The following is a 16,736-nucleotide window of genomic DNA, read 5'->3' on the forward strand; positions in this document are numbered from 1 at the left end:
CCCCTTGGGGAGTCCTAGTGCACGAGGGCGAGCCGGCGCCACGACCACAGCGTCAGGCCCGCCGAGACGGCAGGAACGACGAGGGCGAGCGCGAGTTGCGGACCGGTGACGGAACCGGCCTGCGGTCCCGCCGCCCACAGGCCCGGAGCCGAGAACGGGAACCAGCCGCCCGCTCCGGCCATGACCGCCATCTGGGCGACGACCACCACGGCGATGATCGTCCCGACCGCGGGCAGGTATCCCCGCGCAACGGTGGCGACCCAGGCGCAGGGGAATGCGAGCCCCGCGGTGAGCAGGGCGACGGCGAGGAATCTGCCCACGAGCGCCGGCGTCCCCGGGTCGAGGGGCTCGTCGTCGACGAGCGTTCCCGCCACCACCGCCAGTGCGGCGCCCAGCGCGAGGCTGGTGGCGGCCGCCCACGACAGCAGGATCAGCAGCTTTGCGGCGGCGAGGGCCGGGCGGGAGACCGGCGCGGCCCACAGACCGGTGATCGTTCCGTCGGTGAACTCGCGGCCGAAGACCCAGCCGATGACCACACCGAATCCGAGAAGCCCGCCCACCGAGACGATGGTGTCGGCTGCGGCGAACAGTCCCGCTCGGCCGCCGTCGCCGACGATGGTCTGCGCCTTACCCGCCATCACCGCGTTGGCACCGTGCACGGACTGCAGGGTCAGCACGCACATGGTCACCACCCCCGTCGTGAGAAGGGCGGGGGTGACCCATACGGGGCGTGCCCGCCGGAACTTGGCCCACTCGACCGTCAGCGCGGCCCGGATCTGCTCGGAGGTGGTCATCGTCGCGCCTCGCTGTCGCGGTACACCAGGTCGAAGAACTGCCGCTCGAGATCGATTCCGTCCGGGTCGAGGGAGCCGACGACGCGTCCCTCGTTGACGGCTGTGATGCGGTCGGCCACGCGGGCGACCTCGTCGAGATGGTGGCTGGACACCAGCGTCGCCGCGCCGCGCTCCCGGCTGCGCTGCAGCAGCGTGCGCAGCAGCATGATCCCGGCCGGATCGAGCGCATTGGTCGGCTCGTCCAGGATCAGCACATCCGGGTCCGCGATCAGCGCCGCGGCCAGACCCAGCCGCTGCCGGTTGCCGAGGGAGAGTTTCCGTGCGCTGGTCCGCGCCCACCGGGACAGGACCAGTTCCTCGATCCACCGGTCGGCCGCGGCGGTGGCGCCCGCCGCGGACAGGCCGGCGAGGCGGCCCGCGATGCGCAGGTTCTGCGCGACGGTCAGTTCGGGATAGGCCAGCGGTGTTTCGACCAGGTGCCCGACGCCCGTCCAGTGCCGCGCCGGCATCGTCGACGGCGCCAGGCCCCGCACGCGCACGATTCCGTCGTCGGGCTCGATCATGCCGAGGAACAGGCGCATCAACGTCGTCTTTCCCGCCCCGTTGAGGCCCACGAACGCGTGTACCTCGCCCGCCCGCACCTCGGTGGTGACGCCCTCGAGTACCGGCGCGGAGCCGTAGCGTTTGCACACGTTCCGGCACTCGAGCACGACGTCGCCGACCTCGGTCACGGCACCTCCCGTGGCTGCCGTGAGGGACGGGCCTCCGGTGCGAGCTGGTGCAGGGCCGACGCAATCCGGTTGCCGAGAGCCTCGTCGCCGGTTTCTGCCCAGTCCGTCAGCGCCGCCATGAGTGCGCCCATGCAGGCCCCGGCGGCCACTGCGGCCTCGAGTCGTCGTGTCCCCGGTTCGGCGAGCGCGGCGGCGACGGCCTCCTGGGTGCGCAGGGTGTTCTCCCACATCCGCGCGCGCAGCCGGGGGTGTGCCGCGACGATCCGCAGGCGAGTGCGCACGTCCCCGAGATCCGTCTCGGGAATCAGCGCCCAGGCGTCGAGGATCCCCCGGCACGCCCGTTCCAGCGGGCTCCGGTCCGCCGGCTGCGCGGCCACGGCGTCCGCAATGACAGGGTCGTAGGGATCATCAAGCAGAACAGCGTCTTTGGATGGAAAGTACCGGAAGAAGGTCATGTGCGACACCCCGGCGGCGGAGGCGATCCGGTCGACGGTGACGGCGTCGTAGCCGTCCTCGGTGAACAGCTGCACCGCCGTTGCCTGGATGCGCTGCCGGGTCCGCTCGGACTTGGACACCCCATAATGTTAGCCACTAACAGTTCGGGCGATCAAGGGGTGTGCCGCCACTGCCCGGTCCACCCGGCGGGTTCTCACGTACTCACGACGTCGCGCTTCCGGAACGCGGCCAGCCCTGCCGCCGTGACGAGCGCGGTGAGAACGACGAGAGCGACGAAGGAGCCCGCGGCGAACGGTTCGAGCGGCATCTGCCGGACATGGTTCAGCGGGGAGAGGACGCCGGCGCTGTCGGGCAGGTCGAGGATCGGTCCGAAACTGCCCACCAGGTAGCCGTAGACGACCAGCACCCAGACCAGATCGAAGGCGCGGGGGGCGAGACCGAACAGCGCCGCTCCGATCGCCGCGATGCCGAGGACGGCGGGGGCGTATCCGAGATGCGCCCATACCGATGCGGGCACCCGAGTCGGCTCCCCGGTGGACGCCGCGGCCCCGAGCCCGGTCCCCACGCCGGCGAGTGCGAGGAGTGCCACCACGCCCAGAGCGGTCACGGACAGCCCCGCTGCCATCCATCCGGCACGGCTCGTAGCTGTCGCCAAAACGGGCTCGATCCGGCCCGACTGCTCCTCGCCCCGCAGGCGGCGGACGGACAGGATCGCGAAGCAGGAGGCGAGGAAGGCCGTCGTGTATCCGGTCAGGCCCAGGAAGCCGTCGACGAGATTCGCGGCCGAACCACCCATGAGCGCAAGAATGTCCTCGGGCAGGTTCGCAAAGCTCTCGGCGATCGAGCCGGTCAGGGAGCCGTAGAACGACCCCATCAGCGCCAGGCCCGCGCCCCACCCGGCGATGCTGCCGCGCTGCTGCCGTAGCGCCAGGGCGAACGGGTTCGCCAGCGCCGGTGCCGCCTCGGCCCGGCCCGGCCGTGGCGGCACCAGTCCGGCCCCGAGGTCGCGACGGTCCACGACACGGTACGCGGCCGCCGCGGCGGCCGCCGCGAACCCCAACGACAGGGCCAGCGGGCCCCATCGCGGATCGACGAATGCTCGCGTCTGCTGCGACCAGGCGACGGGGGACAGCCAGGACACCGCGCTGCCGTGCCGCTCCAGGACGTCGCCGACGCCCCGCACGACGAAGGCCGTTCCCAGCGCCGCTGCGGCCAGTCCTGTGGCGGTGCGCCCGTGTTCGCGCACCTGGCACACCAGGGCGGTGAGCGCGGCGAAGAACAGCCCCAGCGCCGCGAACCCGGCCGTGAACAGCACCGCCCCGCCGGCGTCCACCCCGGTGGCCGTCATTGCCGCGCTGCCCGCCACGACGAGGGCGGCGTTCGCGACGACTGCGGTCGCCAGGGCCGCGGTCAGCGGGGCGCGCCGGCCCACCGCGCCGGCCAGGACGAGTTCGGTGCGACCGTTCTCCTCCTCGCCCCGTGTGTGCCGGACGACGAGGAGAATGTTCATGAACGCGGCGGCGACCAGCAGGTACAGCCCGTACTGGTTCGCGACGAACGCCTCGAGCGTGGGGTCGTCCATGCCGTAGCCGGGACCCGACATCATCACCCCTGCCGGGTTGTCGGCGAAACCGGCCACGCCGCGGAGGTCCTCGGCGGCCGGATACGCCAGCTGCAGGGCGGCGACGAAGTACGCCGCCAGGGCCGAGATGCCGATCACCCACAGCGGCAGCTTGATTCGATCCCGGCGCAGGTCGAAGCGGACGAGGGACGCGGTCCCGGTGAAGGTGTTCATCGCACGCCGCCCACGCCGGCGATCTGTCGATCGCTGCCGTAGTGGCGCACGAACAGCTCCTCGAGCGACGGCGGTGCGCTCTCGAGGCTGCGGACGCCGTACTCCGCGAGCCGGCGGACCACCTCGTCGAGGTGAGCGTTATCGACCTCGAACACGGTGTGCCCGTGCTCGTTTCGCAGCGCGTGCACGCCCTCGGCCTGCGCCAGGCCGGACGTGTCGAGGTCGGTGCGGACCGTGATCGTCGACCGGGTGAGATGCCGCAGCTGGGCCAGCGACCCGGATTCCACGGTACGTCCGTCCCGGATGATGGTCACGGTGTCGCAGAGCTTTTCCACCTCGGCGAGGATGTGACTCGACAGCAACACCGACGAGCCGCGCTGCTTCGCTTCGGCAACACAGTCCTGAAACACCCGTTCCATCAACGGGTCGAGGCCGGACGTCGGTTCGTCGAGGACGAGGAGCTCCACGTCCGAGGCGAGTGCCGAGATCAGCGCCACCTTCTGGCGGTTGCCCTTGGAATAGGCGCGGCACTTCTTGCGAGGGTCGAGTTCGAAGCGTTCGACCAGCTCGGTGCGGCGCGCACGGTCGGCCCCTCCCCGCAGGCGGCACAGGAAGTCGATGGCCTCGCCGCCGGTGAGCGACGGCCACAGGTCGACGTCGCCCGGGACGTACGCGAGGTGCCGGTGCACTTCGACGGCGTCGCGCCACGGATCGAACCCGAGCACGGATGCGGAGCCGCCGTCGGCGCGCAGAAGCCCGAGCAGGATCCGGATGGTCGTGGACTTGCCGGCACCGTTGGGGCCGAGGAAGCCGGCCACTTCACCGCGGCCGACGTGCAGGCTGAGACCGTCCAGCGCGGTCGTGGCGCCGAACGTCTTGGTGAGGTCGTGGACCTCGACGATCGTGTTCATGATTGTGTCCTGGGGTAGGCGGGTTCCGGATCAGGAAGGGGGAGCCGCGGATTCGCCGCCCCCGGCGCCCGCCGGCGGGTCCGGGACGTACATCAGGTAGTCGTCGAGCAGCTTGCGGCTGGTGAGCAGACCCTCGGAATACAGCTCGAGGGCCGGTGCGGTGACGGTCTCGGTCAGGTGCCGGAAGAACCCGGTGAAGTCCCCGCCCCGCAGGAGTTCCGGGTGCAGGGTCATCTGCAGCAGCATCGACCCCACGCTCATGCCGGTGAGCAGGCGGGCCCGGGCGCGGTTGTCCCGGGAGGGCCGGATCAGCCCGTTGCGTTCGCCCTCTGCGAGGTAGTCGACCACGTCGTCGACCAGGTGATCGAAGAACTCCGCCGCGCTTTCGCCGCCGGCCTGGAAGGTGCGGGCGACGTAGACGGCGAGCGGGGCGTACTGCTCGGCCCGCCCGAGTTGCGCCAGCCACGGACCGGAGTCGCCGGTGGCGAGGGTCGTCCGCTTGGAATCGCGGATCTGTCCCAGGACCCACTCGTCGCACGCACGTCGCAGGTCCTTCTTGGACCCGAAATGGTGCACGATCAACGCCCCGCTCACCTCCGCGTCCGCGGCGATGGTCCGCAGGCTCGCGTCGAAGCCGTCGCGAGCGAAACGGAGGATTGCGGCCTCCCGGATGCGCGCCGCGGACGTGAGGTCCCGGCGATCGGCTGCCGAGAGGCGACCCGGCGTTGAACGCATGGTCAGTATATTAACCGCGTGTTCAATCGTCGGCAAGAGCCGGGAGGAGGCCCGCCCCGACGCGCCTACGGCGGACCCTTCACGCGGGCGTTGTCGAGCATGCGCATCACCCTCGTCGCGCTCACCCCGTGCACGAGGACGGAGAGGACGACGGTGAAGGCGACGGCGGCCCACAGCTCCTGCTCCTGCGCGATGTCGAGCTCCGCCGCCGCGTACGCGAGGTAGTAGACGGAGCCGATCCCGCGCACGCCGAAGAAGGCCGTGACGCGGCGTTCGCGGACATCCATCTCGTCACAGCCCAGGAGCGAGACCCAGCCGACCACCGGCCGGATCACGAGGACCAGGGCGGCGCCGACGAGAACCGACCCCCACGACAACTCGGCGAGCAGGCCGGTGGTGAGGCCCGCCCCCAGCAGGAGCAGGACCGCCAGCGTGAGGACGTGCTCGAGCTGCTCGATCAGGCTGTGCATCTCGGCGTGGTACTCGTGTGCGCGTTCGATGCGCCGCATGGCCACGGCACACACGAACACGGCCAGGAAGCCGTAGCCGCCGACCAGTTCGGCGATTCCGTACACCGCGAACGTGGCGGCGAGCGCGACGATCGGTTCGCCCCGGTCGGCCAGCCGGACGTGCTCGACGGGGAAGTGGAACACCGCCCGCCCGACGAGATGGCCCGCCAGCCCTCCCACCACGGCGCCCAGGACGATCTTGCCGAGCAGCTCCCACAGCACCCAGGAGATGATCCAGTCCTCGATCGGTCCCTTCGTGAACAGGAACAGCGCGAGGTAGACGAACGGGAACGCCAGCGCATCGTTGAGGCCGGCCTCGGAGGTGAGCGCGAACCGCACTTCGTCGTCTTCGCGGTGGGAACCCTCCCCGGACGTGGGGCCCTCGACCTGCACGTCGGACGCCAGCACGGGATCGGTGGGAGCCAGGGCGGCCCCGAGCAGTACCGCGGCCGCGGGGGTGAGGGCCGCGGCCCACCAGCCCAGCACCGCGACGGCCGCGATGCCGAGGGGCATCGCGATCAGCAGCAGCCGCCGGGTGGACTTCCACGACCGCCACCCGAGGGGACGGTCGATCGCGAGGCCCACGCCCATGAGCGCGACGATCACGCAGACCTCGCTGAGGTACTCCGCCACGGCCGGGTGCCCGCCGGGAGTGAGGGCTTCGGCGTTGTCGAACAACAGCCCCAGCACCGCGCCGGCCACCAGCACGATCATGGGTGCCGAGATCGCCCGGTTGTGGAACAGCCGCGGCACGGTGACGGCGAGAAGCAGCGCGAGCCCGGCGGAAACGTAGATGATCGCGGTGTCCAGTGCCGTGGCCTTCGTTCGCTGCGACGTGGTCGGCGCAAGGATGCCCAGGCGACCGTCGTCCGAAACGCGCGCCCCCGCGCCACCGGGTCCCGGTCAGATGTCGAAGAACACGGTCTCGATCCCGCCTTCCGGGGTGTCCTGCAGACGCACGTCGAAGGTGTAGACCACCTTGCCGTCGCGTTCGGAGCGCTTCGCGATCAGCGTGTCGCGGCGGACCTCCCACTCGATCCCGTCGAGTACGGGGTCGGCGGCGTTGGCGTCGGCCTCGTCGTCGAAGTAGACCCGGGTGTGCAGGCCGATGTTGATGCCCCGTGCGAACAGCACCATGAGGATGTGCGGGGCCTGGAACCCGCCGACGTTCGCCGGCACCGGTCCCGGTTTGATCGTCTCGAAGGTGTAGACGCCGGTGTCGAAGTCGCCGCCCGTGCGGCCCCAGCCGCGGAAGGTCGGATCGATCGCCCTGTCCTGGGCGTGTCCGTCCTGGGTGTCGCCGGGGTGGGCGTACCTGCCCGCGGCGTTGGCCTGCCAGATCTCGATCAGCACGTCGCGCACGGGCGTGCCGGTGCCGTCGAAGACGCGGCCCTCGAGGGTGATGTGCTCGCCCTTCGTCTCCGGGGCGGTCAGCACGTTGCCGAAGTTGTTGTCGAAGATGTCGAACCCGGCCTGCTGCGGTGCGAGCCCGATGTGGACGTACGGGCCGCCGGTCTGCGAGGGGGTCTCCGGGCGGCGCTCGATCATGCTGTGCGGGGAAAGGCTCATCGGGGGGCTCCGGGGAGGTTGGCGTTGTCGAAGAAGGTGGCGCGGCGGCCGCGCAGGGTGAGGTCGAAGCGGTAGGTACGCGCGTCGAAGGGGGCGTTGTTGGCGGGATCCTCCTGCGCGATCAGGCTGCGCAGCTGGTCCAGCGTCGGGATGGTCTTCGCGATGGGGCAGCGCTCGATGAGCGGGTCGCCCTCGAAGTACATCTGGGTGATCAAGCGCTGCGCCCAGCCGGTGCCGTGGATCGAGAAGTGGATGTGGGCGGGCCGCCAGGCGTTGGTGCTGTTGGCCCACGGGTACGGCCCGGGCTTGATGGTGCGGAAGAAGTAGTAGCCGTTGTCGTCGGTGATCATGCGGCCGCAACCGCCGAAGTTCGGGTCGATCGGCGCGAGGTAGCGGTCCTTCTTGTGGCGGTAGCGTCCGCCGGCGTTGGCCTGCCACGCCTCGACCAGGGCGCCCTTCACCGGGTTGCCGAACTCGTCGCGGACGTAGCCGTGCACGATCAGGCGCTCGCCGATCGGCAGGCCGTCCTTGGCGAAGTTGAGGATGAGGTCGTTGTCCTTCTCGCCCAGCTCGCGACGGTCGAAGACCGGCCCGGTCGTCTCCGAGAGCGTGTTGCGCGGCGCGATCAGGGCATTGCGCGGGGAGCGCAGCACCGACGTGCGGTATCCGGGGGTGAGGGCGGGCGGGTGCTGAGTGTGGTCGCGTTCGACGAATTCGCCGGACGCGGCGCCGGGGGCGGCGATGATCATGAGGCGGTACTCCTGGGGGGCTGTCGCACTGCGACGGACTGGATGTGATCCACGTTATGGGTGAGCATGAGTCATGTAAATTGACGGTTTCGGCCGAATTTCATAACCTGCAGTGATGGAACGCGGTTTCGTGCCCCCGGTCGACCGGGCGTCGCGGCTCCTGGATCGCATCCGGTTGCGCCACCTCACGTGCTTCGTCGCCGTCGCCCAGGAGGGCAACCTCGGCCGGGCCGCCGGCCGGCTGCATCTGAGCCAGCCGGCGGTCACCAAGACCCTCAACGAACTCGAATCCCTGGCCGGCCTGCGCCTGGTGGACCGCGGGCGGCACGGCGCCCGGCTCACCCCCGCCGGCGAGGAGTTCCTGGGCCACGCCGTCGAGGTCACGGACGCGTTGGCGTCCGCCGCCCGTGCCCTCTCCGGGACCGGGCAGCCGGCCGTCGCCCCCGTGCGGGTCGGCGCCCTGCCCACCGTCGCGAGCACCCTGCTGCCCGGTGCGGTCACCCGGCTGCGGGACCGGCGTCCGCACGTCGGCGTGCAGATCCGCACGGCCCCGAACGCCGCACTTCTGGGCGCGGTGCGCGCCGGCGAGCTCGACTTCGTCCTCGGCCGGATGGCCGACCCGGAGACCATGCAAGGGCTCTCGTTCGAACTGCTGTACGCCGAGTCGCTGGCCCTGATCGTGCGCCCGGGGCATCCGCTGGCCGGGGGTCCGGTATCGGTGCCGGCGGTGCTGAACCACCCCCTCGTCGTAGCCACCGCCGGAACCGTGCCGCGGCACCACACCGAGGGCTTCCTCGCCCGGCACGGCCTGCGGCTGCCGTCCGGCAGCGTCGAGACCCTCGACGTCTCGGTCGCGCGCGGGCTGGTGCGCGCCGGCGACGCGGTGTGGCTGACACCCGAGCGAGTGCCGCAGGACGACCTCGACGACGGCACGCTCGTGCGGCTGCCGGTACCGACCCCGGGCACCGCCGAACCCGTCGGACTGCTGCGCCGCAGCAGCGCGGACACCCCCGTCGTCGCGGACGAGCTCATCGGGATCCTGCGCGAACTGGCCGTCGGGTGATCATGGCAGGATCTCCCGCATGGCTGAACAGACTTCCGACACGCCGACGACCGAACTGTGGGTCGAGCGCACCGGCACCCGCCGCTACACGGGCCGCAGCTCCCGAGGTGCCGAGGTCCTGATCGGGTCGGAGACCGTCGAGGGTGTCTTCACCCCCGGCGAGCTGTTGAAGATCGCGCTGGCGGCCTGTTCGGGGATGAGCTCGGACTTCCCGCTGTCGCGCCGGCTCGGCGACACCTACGACGTCACGATCCGTGTCTCCGGCGCCGCGGACCGGGAGAACGAGGTGTACCCGCACCTCGTCGAGGAGATGGCGCTGGACCTGAGCGAACTCGACGAGGAGGCGCAGCAGCGCCTCGTCGCGCTCGTCGAGCGATCCGTCGACAAGGTGTGCACCGTCGGCCGTACGCTCGAGGCCGGCACCGAGGTGACGCTGAAGATCGTTCCGGACGCGTGAGCGGTGGATCTCGGCAGGGAGGGCGGATGATTCGTACAGCGGCCGGACTCGCGCTCGCCGTGGGGTTCCTGGCGGGCGGGGCGCCGGCGACGGCCGCGCCCGCTCCGGCGGACTGCGCGCCGTGGCGGGTGGACGTCGTCGCGTCCGGGCTCGGCGTGCTCGAGAATCTCGCGTTCGACGGTCGCGGCCGGCTGCTGGCCTCGGCGTCCACCCCGGCCGGCGGCGGGTCGCTGCTGGCGCTCACGCCCGAGGGACGGGCCGACGCCGTGGTGGCCGAGGTCCCGGCGCCCGGCGGCATCGTCGTCGACGACGGCACGGCGTACTTCACGACCGGCAACGGCACCGTCTCCGGACTGCTCGGCCGCACCGACGGCACCCTGGAGGCCGTCGACCTCGACACCGGGACGCGGCGCACCGTCGCGTCGGGTCTGACCATGCCCAACGGTCTCGTCCGCCTGCCCGACGGGGACTTCCTCGTCAGCCGGAACCTGGGCAGCCCCCCGGGCCTGACGCGCGTCCCGGTCGAGGGTGGGGCCCCGGAAACGATCCGCACCGACCTCGGCTCCGTCAACGGACTCGCGGTCGACGGCGAAACCGTTTATGCGGCTACGACTTTCGATCCGACTACCCGAATTCACGCGTTGAACGCCGGCGACCTCACCGGTCCGGTCCGGACCCTGGACCCGTCCGGGCCCGGGCCCCTCGAGACCGCCGACGATCTCGACGTCGGACCCGACGGCGCGTTGTACGTCCCGCTCAACGTGGCCGGGAAGATCCTGCGGGTCGACCCGGTCACCGGCACCGGCTGCACGGTCGCCACGGGGGTGCCCTTCGTCTCCGCGGTCGCATTCGGCGAGGGCCCCGGCTGGGACCCGGACGTCCTCTACACCACCGGCTTCGACGGCGCCGTCCACGCCGTCCGTCCGGTCCGCAGTTCGGGGGAGCAGCCATGACGCAGTCGCCGCCGGACGCCGTCCGGCTCACCGCCTGGGTGCACGGGCGCGTGCAGGGTGTGGGGTTCCGCTGGTGGACGCGGTCGCGAGCCCTCGAACTCGGCCTCGCCGGTCACGCCACCAACCATCCCGACGGGCGCGTGCTCGTCATCGCCGAGGGCCCCCGCGACGCCCTCGAACGACTCCTCGCCGCGCTGCGCTCGGGCGAGACCCCGGGAGAGGTGCGGCTCGTGGTGGAGAGCTGGGAGCCGACGCGCGGTGACCTGACCGGCTTCGTCGAGCGGTGACGGCCCGCCGGTAAGGTTTTCGCACATGTATTTGAAGGGTCTGACGCTCAAGGGCTTCAAGTCTTTCGCGTCCGCGACGACTCTGCGGTTCGAACCGGGCATCACGTGTGTCGTGGGGCCGAACGGTTCCGGCAAGTCCAACGTCGTCGACGCCCTCACCTGGGTGATGGGGGAGCAGGGCGCCAAGGCGCTGCGCGGCGGCAAGATGCAGGACGTCATCTTCGCCGGGACCGCCGGCCGGCAACCCCTCGGCCGTGCCGAGGTCACCCTCACCATCGACAACTCGGACGGCGCGCTGCCCATCGAATACTCCGAGGTGTCCATCACCCGGCGGATGTTCCGCGACGGGGCCGGCGAATACGAGATCAACGGGAACTCGTGCCGGCTGATGGACGTGCAGGAACTGCTGTCCGACTCCGGCATCGGCCGCGAGATGCACGTCATCGTCGGTCAGGGCCGCCTCTCCGCCATCCTCGAGTCCCGGCCGGAGGACCGCCGCGCATTCATCGAGGAAGCCGCCGGAGTCCTCAAGCACCGCAAGCGCAAGGAGAAGGCGGTCCGCAAGCTCGACGCGATGCAGGCCAACCTCGCGCGCCTGACCGACCTCACCGCCGAGCTGCGCCGGCAGCTCAAGCCGCTCGGCCGCCAGGCCGAGGTGGCGCGCCGCGCCCAGACCATCCAGGCGGACCTGCGCGACGCCCGGCTGCGGCTCGCCGCCGACGACCTCGTGACCCGGCGCTCCGAGTTCGCCGACCAGGACGAGCAGGAACGCGTCCTGCGCGAGCGACTCGACCACGTCTCCGCCGAGCTCGACGACGCCAACGCCGAACTCGCACGCCACGAGGAGGCGGTCGCGCGACTCACTCCCGGCGCCGAGGCCGCGTCACAGACCTGGTTCCGGCTCTCCGCGCTCGCCGAACGTCTCGGCGCCACCGTGCGCATCGCCCAGGAACGCGCCCGCCACCTCGACACCGCCCCGGCGGTCCGCGACGGCCAGGACCCGGACGAGATGGAGGCCCGCGCCGACCGCATCGCCGAAGAGGAGGCCGAACTCCTCGAGGCCGTCGAGGTCGCCCACGGCACCCTCGAGGCCGCGAAGGAGCAGCTCGCCGTCCAGGAGGAGGCCGCCGCGGCCGCCGAGCGGGCGCACCTGGCCGCAGTGCGGGCCGTCGCCGACCGGCGGGAGGGACTCGCGCGCCTGGCCGGACAGGTCGACACCGTGCGCACCCGCGCCGAGTCCATCGACGCGGAGGTGGCCCGGCTGACCGTCGCCATCGAAGAGGCCCGGCTGCGCGGTGTCGCCGCCCAGGCCGAGTTCGAGACGGCCCAGGCCCGCATCGACGACCTCGACGCCGGCGAGATCGACGCCGACGCACAGCACGAACGCGCCCTCGAGGCGCTGCGACTCGCCGACGCCCGCCTGAAGGAACTGCAGGACGCCGAGCGCGCGGCCGGCAAGGAGGTCGCCTCCCTCGGGGCGCGCATCGAGGCGCTGGCGATGGGTCTCGAACGCAAGGACGGCGCCGCCTGGCTTCTCGAGCACCGCCCCGACCTGGGATTGTCGGGTCCCCTCGCGGAACGCGTCCGGGTCGAGGCCGGCTACGAGGTCGCCGTCGCAGCGGCGATGGGCCCGGCCGCGGACGCGCTGGCCGCGGATTCGGTCCCGGCGGCGGCCGCGGCCGTCGCCGCGCTGGTGGACGCCGACCAGGGCCGGGTCGCGTTCGTCGCCGGGGGCACCACCGCGCCGGCCGAGCCGGCGAGCCTGCCCGACGGGACGCGCTGGGTGCGGGACGTGATCGACTGCCCGCCGGAACTGCGCGGCGGACTCGACGCGCTGCTGGCGCGCACCGTCGTCGTGGACGACCTGCGCTCCGCGATCGAACTGTGCCACGTGCGCCCCGAACTGCGGGCAGTGACCCGGAGCGGTGACCTCGCCGGCTCGGGCTGGGTCGTCGGTGGATCCGGGCGCGCGCCGAGCACCCTCGAGGTCCAGGCCGCGATCGACGCGTCCCGCGCCGACCTCGACCGCGCGGTCCGGCGCTCCGAGGAACTCTCGGCGGCTCTCGCCGGCGCCCTGGCCGAACAGGCGGCCCGCGCCGAGGTGGCCGAACAGACCCTCGCGGCCCTCAACGAATCCGACGCCGCGATGTCCGCGGTGTACGAGCAGCTCGGCCGGCTCGGGCAGGCCGCGCGCGCCGCCCACGCCGAGTCCGAGCGCCTCGCGGCGCAGCGCACCAACGCCGAGACGGAGCGTGACACGGCCCGCCGCGAGGTCGTCGAGCTCGAGGAGCGGCTGCGACTGGCCGAACAGGAACAGAGCGACGCGGGCGCCGATCCGGGCACCGACTCGACGGCAGTCGACCGAGAGGTCGCCGCCGCTGCCCTCGCCGAGGTCCGGGCCGTCGAGATGGAGGCGAGGCTCGCGGCCCGCACCGCGGAGGAGCGCGCCCAGGCGCTGCGCGGCAAGGCGGACTCGCTGCGCCGCGCAGCCCAGGCCGAGCGCGAGGCGCGGGCCCGGGCCGAACGGGCACAGCGCGCCCGCAAGCAGGCCGCGGCCGTCGCCGCGGCCGTGGCCGAGTCCGGCGCCCGGGTCGCGGCCCACCTGGACGAGGTGGTCGCCGCGGCCTCCGCCCACCGGGACGAGCTGACCCGTCAGCGCGCCGAGCGGGCCGAACAGCTCGACAAGGTCAAGGAGCGGGTGCGCGACCTCTCCGCGCAGCGGGCCCAGCTCACCGACGCGGTGCACCGGGACGAGGTCGCCCGCGCGCAGGCCGCGCTGCGGATCGAACAGCTCGAGCAGGCCGTCGTCGAGCAGTACGCCATCGCGCCCGACGATCTGGTCGCCGAGTACGGCCCCGAGGTGCCGCTGCCACCGTCCGACCTCGAGATCGCCGAGTTCGAACAGGCGCGGGAACGCGGAGAACAGGTCGTCGCGCCGCAGCCGCAGCCGTACGACCGCGCCACCCAGGAGCGGCGCGCCAAGCGCGCGGAGAAGGACCTGACGACCCTCGGCAAGGTCAACCCGCTGGCGCTCGAGGAGTTCGCCGCGCTCGAGGAGCGGTACAACTTCCTCGCCACGCAGCTCGAGGACGTCAAGAACGCCCGCAAGGACCTGCTCGGCGTGGTCGCCGACGTCGACGCCCGCATCCTGCAGGTGTTCACCGAGGCGTACGCGGACGTCGAGCGCGAGTTCGAGCAGGTGTTCGCCAAGCTCTTCCCCGGCGGCGAAGGCCGCCTCGTGCTGACCGATCCGTCGGACATGCTCACCACCGGCATCGAGGTCGAGGCCCGGCCGCCGGGCAAGAAGGTCAAGCGGCTGTCGCTGCTCTCCGGCGGCGAGAAGTCGCTGACGGCGGTGGCCATGCTCGTCGCCATCTTCCGGGCCCGGCCGTCCCCGTTCTACGTCATGGACGAGGTGGAGGCCGCTCTCGACGACACCAACCTGCGCCGGCTCATCGGGCTGTTCGAGCAGCTTCGGGAGAAGTCCCAGCTCATCGTCATCACCCACCAGAAGCCGACGATGGAGATCGCCGACGCCCTGTACGGGGTCAGCATGCGCGGCGACGGCATCACCCGCGTCATCTCGCAGCGGATGCGTGGTCAGGATCTTTCTCGCCCAGAGCTGAGCGCGGCCGTTGCGCCTGACAGTATGGGGGCGTGAGTACCGGAGCCTGGATAGCCATCGCGGCGGCACTTGCCGTCCTCCTCGTCGCGCTCGTCGTCGGCCTGACCCTGTACCGGAGACGGCGGGTGTCGCTGACGGCCGAGCAGACGCCGCAGCTCGGCACCGCCGAGCAGAAGGATCGTTCCGGCGGTTACAAGGCCGCGGGCGGCTTCAGCTTCACCCAGGGGGCGACCGCGACCGCGCCGCCCCAGCCGGTCGAGCGGCCGGTTCCGAGACCGCCGGTGGTCCCGGAACCGCCCGCGTCCCCCAAACCGCCGGTCGCTCCGGAATCGACGGTGGTGCCGGAACCGAAGGTCGTGCCGGAACCGAAGGTCGTGCCGGAACCGAAGGTCGTGTCACTGCCCCAGGAGGTGTCGGAGGCTCCGGCGCCGACGGTCGAACCCCGGGTGGAGCCCGAGCGGGCCCCGGAGGCCGGCGCCGCCCCCACCGTGGAACCGGCCCCCAGGGTCGAGCCCGTCCCGGGCATCGAGCCGGAGACCGCCCCGGCGCCGTCCGAGGTCGTCCCGCCGGTCGAGGAAGTTGCGCCGGTCGAGGAAGTTGCGCCGGTCGAGGTCGTCCCGCCGGTCGAGGAAGCTCCGCCGGCACCCGCCGTCGAACCCGAGGTGGCCCCGCCGCCGACCGCCGAGCCCGAGGTAGCGGCTGTCCCGCTCGTTCCCCCGATCGAGGAGATCGCCCCGACCGAGGGCCGGCTGGACCGGTTGCGCGGCCGACTTGCCCGGTCGCAGTCGGCGGTGGGCAAGAGCCTGCTCGGCCTGCTCGGCGGCGGCGACCTCGACGAGGACTCGTGGGAGGAGATCGAGGACACCCTGCTGATCGCCGACCTCGGTGCCGCCACCACCACCCAGATCGTCGAGCGGCTGCGGGTGCAGATGGCCGCCCGCAGTGTGCGCACCGAGGCCGAGGCCAGGGCCGTCCTGCGGGACGTGCTGGTCGAGGCGCTGCACCCGGAGCTGGACCGGTCGATCAGGGCGCTGCCGCACCAGGATCACCCGGCGGTGCTGCTCGTCGTCGGGGTCAACGGCACCGGTAAGACCACCACCACCGGCAAGCTCGCCCGGGTCCTCGTCGCCGACGGCCGCCGCGTCCTGCTGGGCGCTGCCGACACCTTCCGTGCGGCCGCCGCCGACCAGTTGCAGACGTGGGCCGAGCGGGTCGGCGCCGAGGTCGTGCGCGGCAAGGAGGGAGGCGACCCGGCCGCGATCGCCTTCGACGCCGTCGCCAGGGGCACCGATCAGGGTGTGGACGCCGTGCTCATCGACACCGCCGGCCGGCTGCACACCAAGACCGGTCTGATGGACGAGCTCGGCAAGGTCAAGCGGGTCGTGGAGAAGAAGGCCGCGGTCGACGAGGTGCTGCTCGTGCTCGACGCGACGATCGGGCAGAACGGCCTGATGCAGGCGCGCGTGTTCGCCGAGGTCGTGGACATCACCGGCGTGGTGCTGACCAAGCTCGACGGCACGGCCAAGGGCGGGATCGTCTTCCAGGTCCAGCACGAGCTCGGGGTCCCCGTGAAACTCGTCGGTCTCGGTGAGGGCGCGGACGACCTCGCGCCGTTCGAGCCGGGCGCATTCGTCGACGCCCTGCTGGGCTGATCCACCGCACCACCGCCAGCTCACCACCGGCCACCCGGCCTCCGACCGGGTGGCCGGTTTTGGTCACGGAAAGGTCACAAATCGTCACTCGGTTCCCATCTGCCACTCCGGTTCGGTAGAAACAGGTGCCGGACGGATCCCGCGGGGCGGGTGGCGACGGGGAAGCAGCGACGAGAGGCTCCTGCGGGAGCTCGCCGCGCTGGCCACCCGGCCCCGCCGGGTCCGTCCCGGCTCGGGTCGCGATCCGTCCCGATCCACCCCCTCCCGGCTCGCGGGAGCACCGCCGCGAAACGCCGTGCGAGGGACCCGGTTCGGCCGCCGGCGCCGGTGGATGCGCCGCGAAACAGGAACGAAACACATGTCCGATTTGCGTTCACTCCGCCGAAACAGCGCGGCGCTCCGGCCGAAACATCACCACAGCATTCTTCTCTCGACGACGCGCTGACCGGC

Annotated in this window: 15 protein-coding genes; 6 read left to right on the top strand and 9 right to left on the bottom strand. The window is 72.0% G+C overall.

Annotated features, from left to right (window positions below):
- Positions 1–14 precede the first annotated feature (14 nt).
- The 9 genes from KZJ41_RS12490 to pcaH form a co-directional block, all read right to left on the bottom strand.
- Complete coding sequence (locus tag KZJ41_RS12490) at positions 15–794, bottom strand: ABC transporter permease (RefSeq protein WP_065922653.1); 780 nt, start codon at positions 792–794, stop codon at positions 15–17.
- Positions 791–1,525 (bottom strand): ABC transporter ATP-binding protein, encoded by a 735-nt coding sequence (locus KZJ41_RS12495; protein WP_006933645.1) that lies wholly within the window; start codon positions 1,523–1,525, stop codon positions 791–793. The genes KZJ41_RS12490 and KZJ41_RS12495 overlap by 4 nt, the downstream gene beginning before the upstream one ends.
- Entirely contained in the window at positions 1,522–2,100 is a 579-nt protein-coding gene (locus KZJ41_RS12500) for a TetR family transcriptional regulator (protein WP_006933647.1), read from the bottom strand. Before KZJ41_RS12500 ends, KZJ41_RS12495 begins: the two co-directional genes overlap by 4 nt.
- A 74-nt stretch (positions 2,101–2,174) precedes the next feature.
- The gene (locus KZJ41_RS12505) at positions 2,175–3,776 is read right to left on the bottom strand and encodes an ABC transporter permease (protein WP_065922652.1); all 1,602 of its coding nucleotides are present in this window, start codon (positions 3,774–3,776) and stop codon (positions 2,175–2,177) included.
- Entirely contained in the window at positions 3,773–4,687 is a 915-nt protein-coding gene (locus tag KZJ41_RS12510) for an ABC transporter ATP-binding protein (RefSeq protein WP_065922651.1), read from the bottom strand. Before KZJ41_RS12510 ends, KZJ41_RS12505 begins: the two co-directional genes overlap by 4 nt.
- 30 nt (positions 4,688–4,717) lie before the next feature.
- A complete protein-coding gene (locus KZJ41_RS12515) occupies positions 4,718–5,422 on the bottom strand; it encodes a TetR/AcrR family transcriptional regulator (RefSeq protein WP_065922650.1) in 705 nt (234 codons plus the stop codon).
- Positions 5,423–5,487: 65 nt separating this feature from the next.
- On the bottom strand, positions 5,488–6,726 hold the full coding sequence (locus tag KZJ41_RS12520; RefSeq protein ID WP_065922649.1) for a sodium:proton antiporter: 1,239 nt from the start codon (positions 6,724–6,726) through the stop codon (positions 5,488–5,490).
- Positions 6,727–6,834: 108 nt separating this feature from the next.
- Positions 6,835–7,500 carry a protocatechuate 3,4-dioxygenase subunit alpha gene (gene pcaG / locus KZJ41_RS12525; protein ID WP_006933660.1) on the bottom strand — a complete coding sequence of 222 codons (666 nt, stop codon included), beginning with the start codon at positions 7,498–7,500 and terminating at the stop codon, positions 6,835–6,837.
- Positions 7,497–8,249, bottom strand: coding sequence for a protocatechuate 3,4-dioxygenase subunit beta (gene pcaH, locus KZJ41_RS12530; protein ID WP_006933662.1), 753 nt, complete (start codon positions 8,247–8,249; stop codon positions 7,497–7,499). The genes pcaG and pcaH overlap by 4 nt, the downstream gene beginning before the upstream one ends.
- Positions 8,250–8,364: 115 nt before the next feature.
- On the opposite strand from pcaH, the gene KZJ41_RS12535 reads away from it, so the two are divergent.
- Genes KZJ41_RS12535 through ftsY form a run of 6 tightly spaced genes read left to right on the top strand, consistent with a single transcriptional unit; the run spans position 8,365 to position 16,286 of the window.
- Positions 8,365–9,312, top strand: coding sequence for a LysR substrate-binding domain-containing protein (locus KZJ41_RS12535; RefSeq protein WP_065922648.1), 948 nt, complete (start codon positions 8,365–8,367; stop codon positions 9,310–9,312).
- Positions 9,313–9,331: 19 nt separating this feature from the next.
- Positions 9,332–9,769, top strand: coding sequence for an OsmC family protein (locus KZJ41_RS12540; RefSeq protein ID WP_006933666.1), 438 nt, complete (start codon positions 9,332–9,334; stop codon positions 9,767–9,769).
- 26 nt (positions 9,770–9,795) lie between these two features.
- Complete coding sequence (locus tag KZJ41_RS12545; RefSeq protein ID WP_029543201.1) at positions 9,796–10,722, top strand: SMP-30/gluconolactonase/LRE family protein; 927 nt, start codon at positions 9,796–9,798, stop codon at positions 10,720–10,722.
- Positions 10,719–11,009 (top strand): acylphosphatase, encoded by a 291-nt coding sequence (locus tag KZJ41_RS12550; protein WP_006933673.1) that lies wholly within the window; start codon positions 10,719–10,721, stop codon positions 11,007–11,009. The genes KZJ41_RS12545 and KZJ41_RS12550 overlap by 4 nt, the downstream gene beginning before the upstream one ends.
- A gap of 25 nt (positions 11,010–11,034) precedes the next feature.
- Complete coding sequence (gene smc / locus KZJ41_RS12555) at positions 11,035–14,670, top strand: chromosome segregation protein SMC (protein ID WP_029543202.1); 3,636 nt, start codon at positions 11,035–11,037, stop codon at positions 14,668–14,670.
- Positions 14,667–16,286, top strand: coding sequence for a signal recognition particle-docking protein FtsY (gene ftsY, locus KZJ41_RS12560; protein WP_006933677.1), 1,620 nt, complete (start codon positions 14,667–14,669; stop codon positions 16,284–16,286). Before smc ends, ftsY begins: the two co-directional genes overlap by 4 nt.
- Positions 16,287–16,736: the final 450 nt, after the last annotated feature.

The sequence above is a fragment of the Rhodococcus sp. 11-3 genome, from assembly GCF_023704055.1.
GTDB lineage: Bacteria > Actinomycetota > Actinomycetes > Mycobacteriales > Mycobacteriaceae > Rhodococcus > Rhodococcus aetherivorans.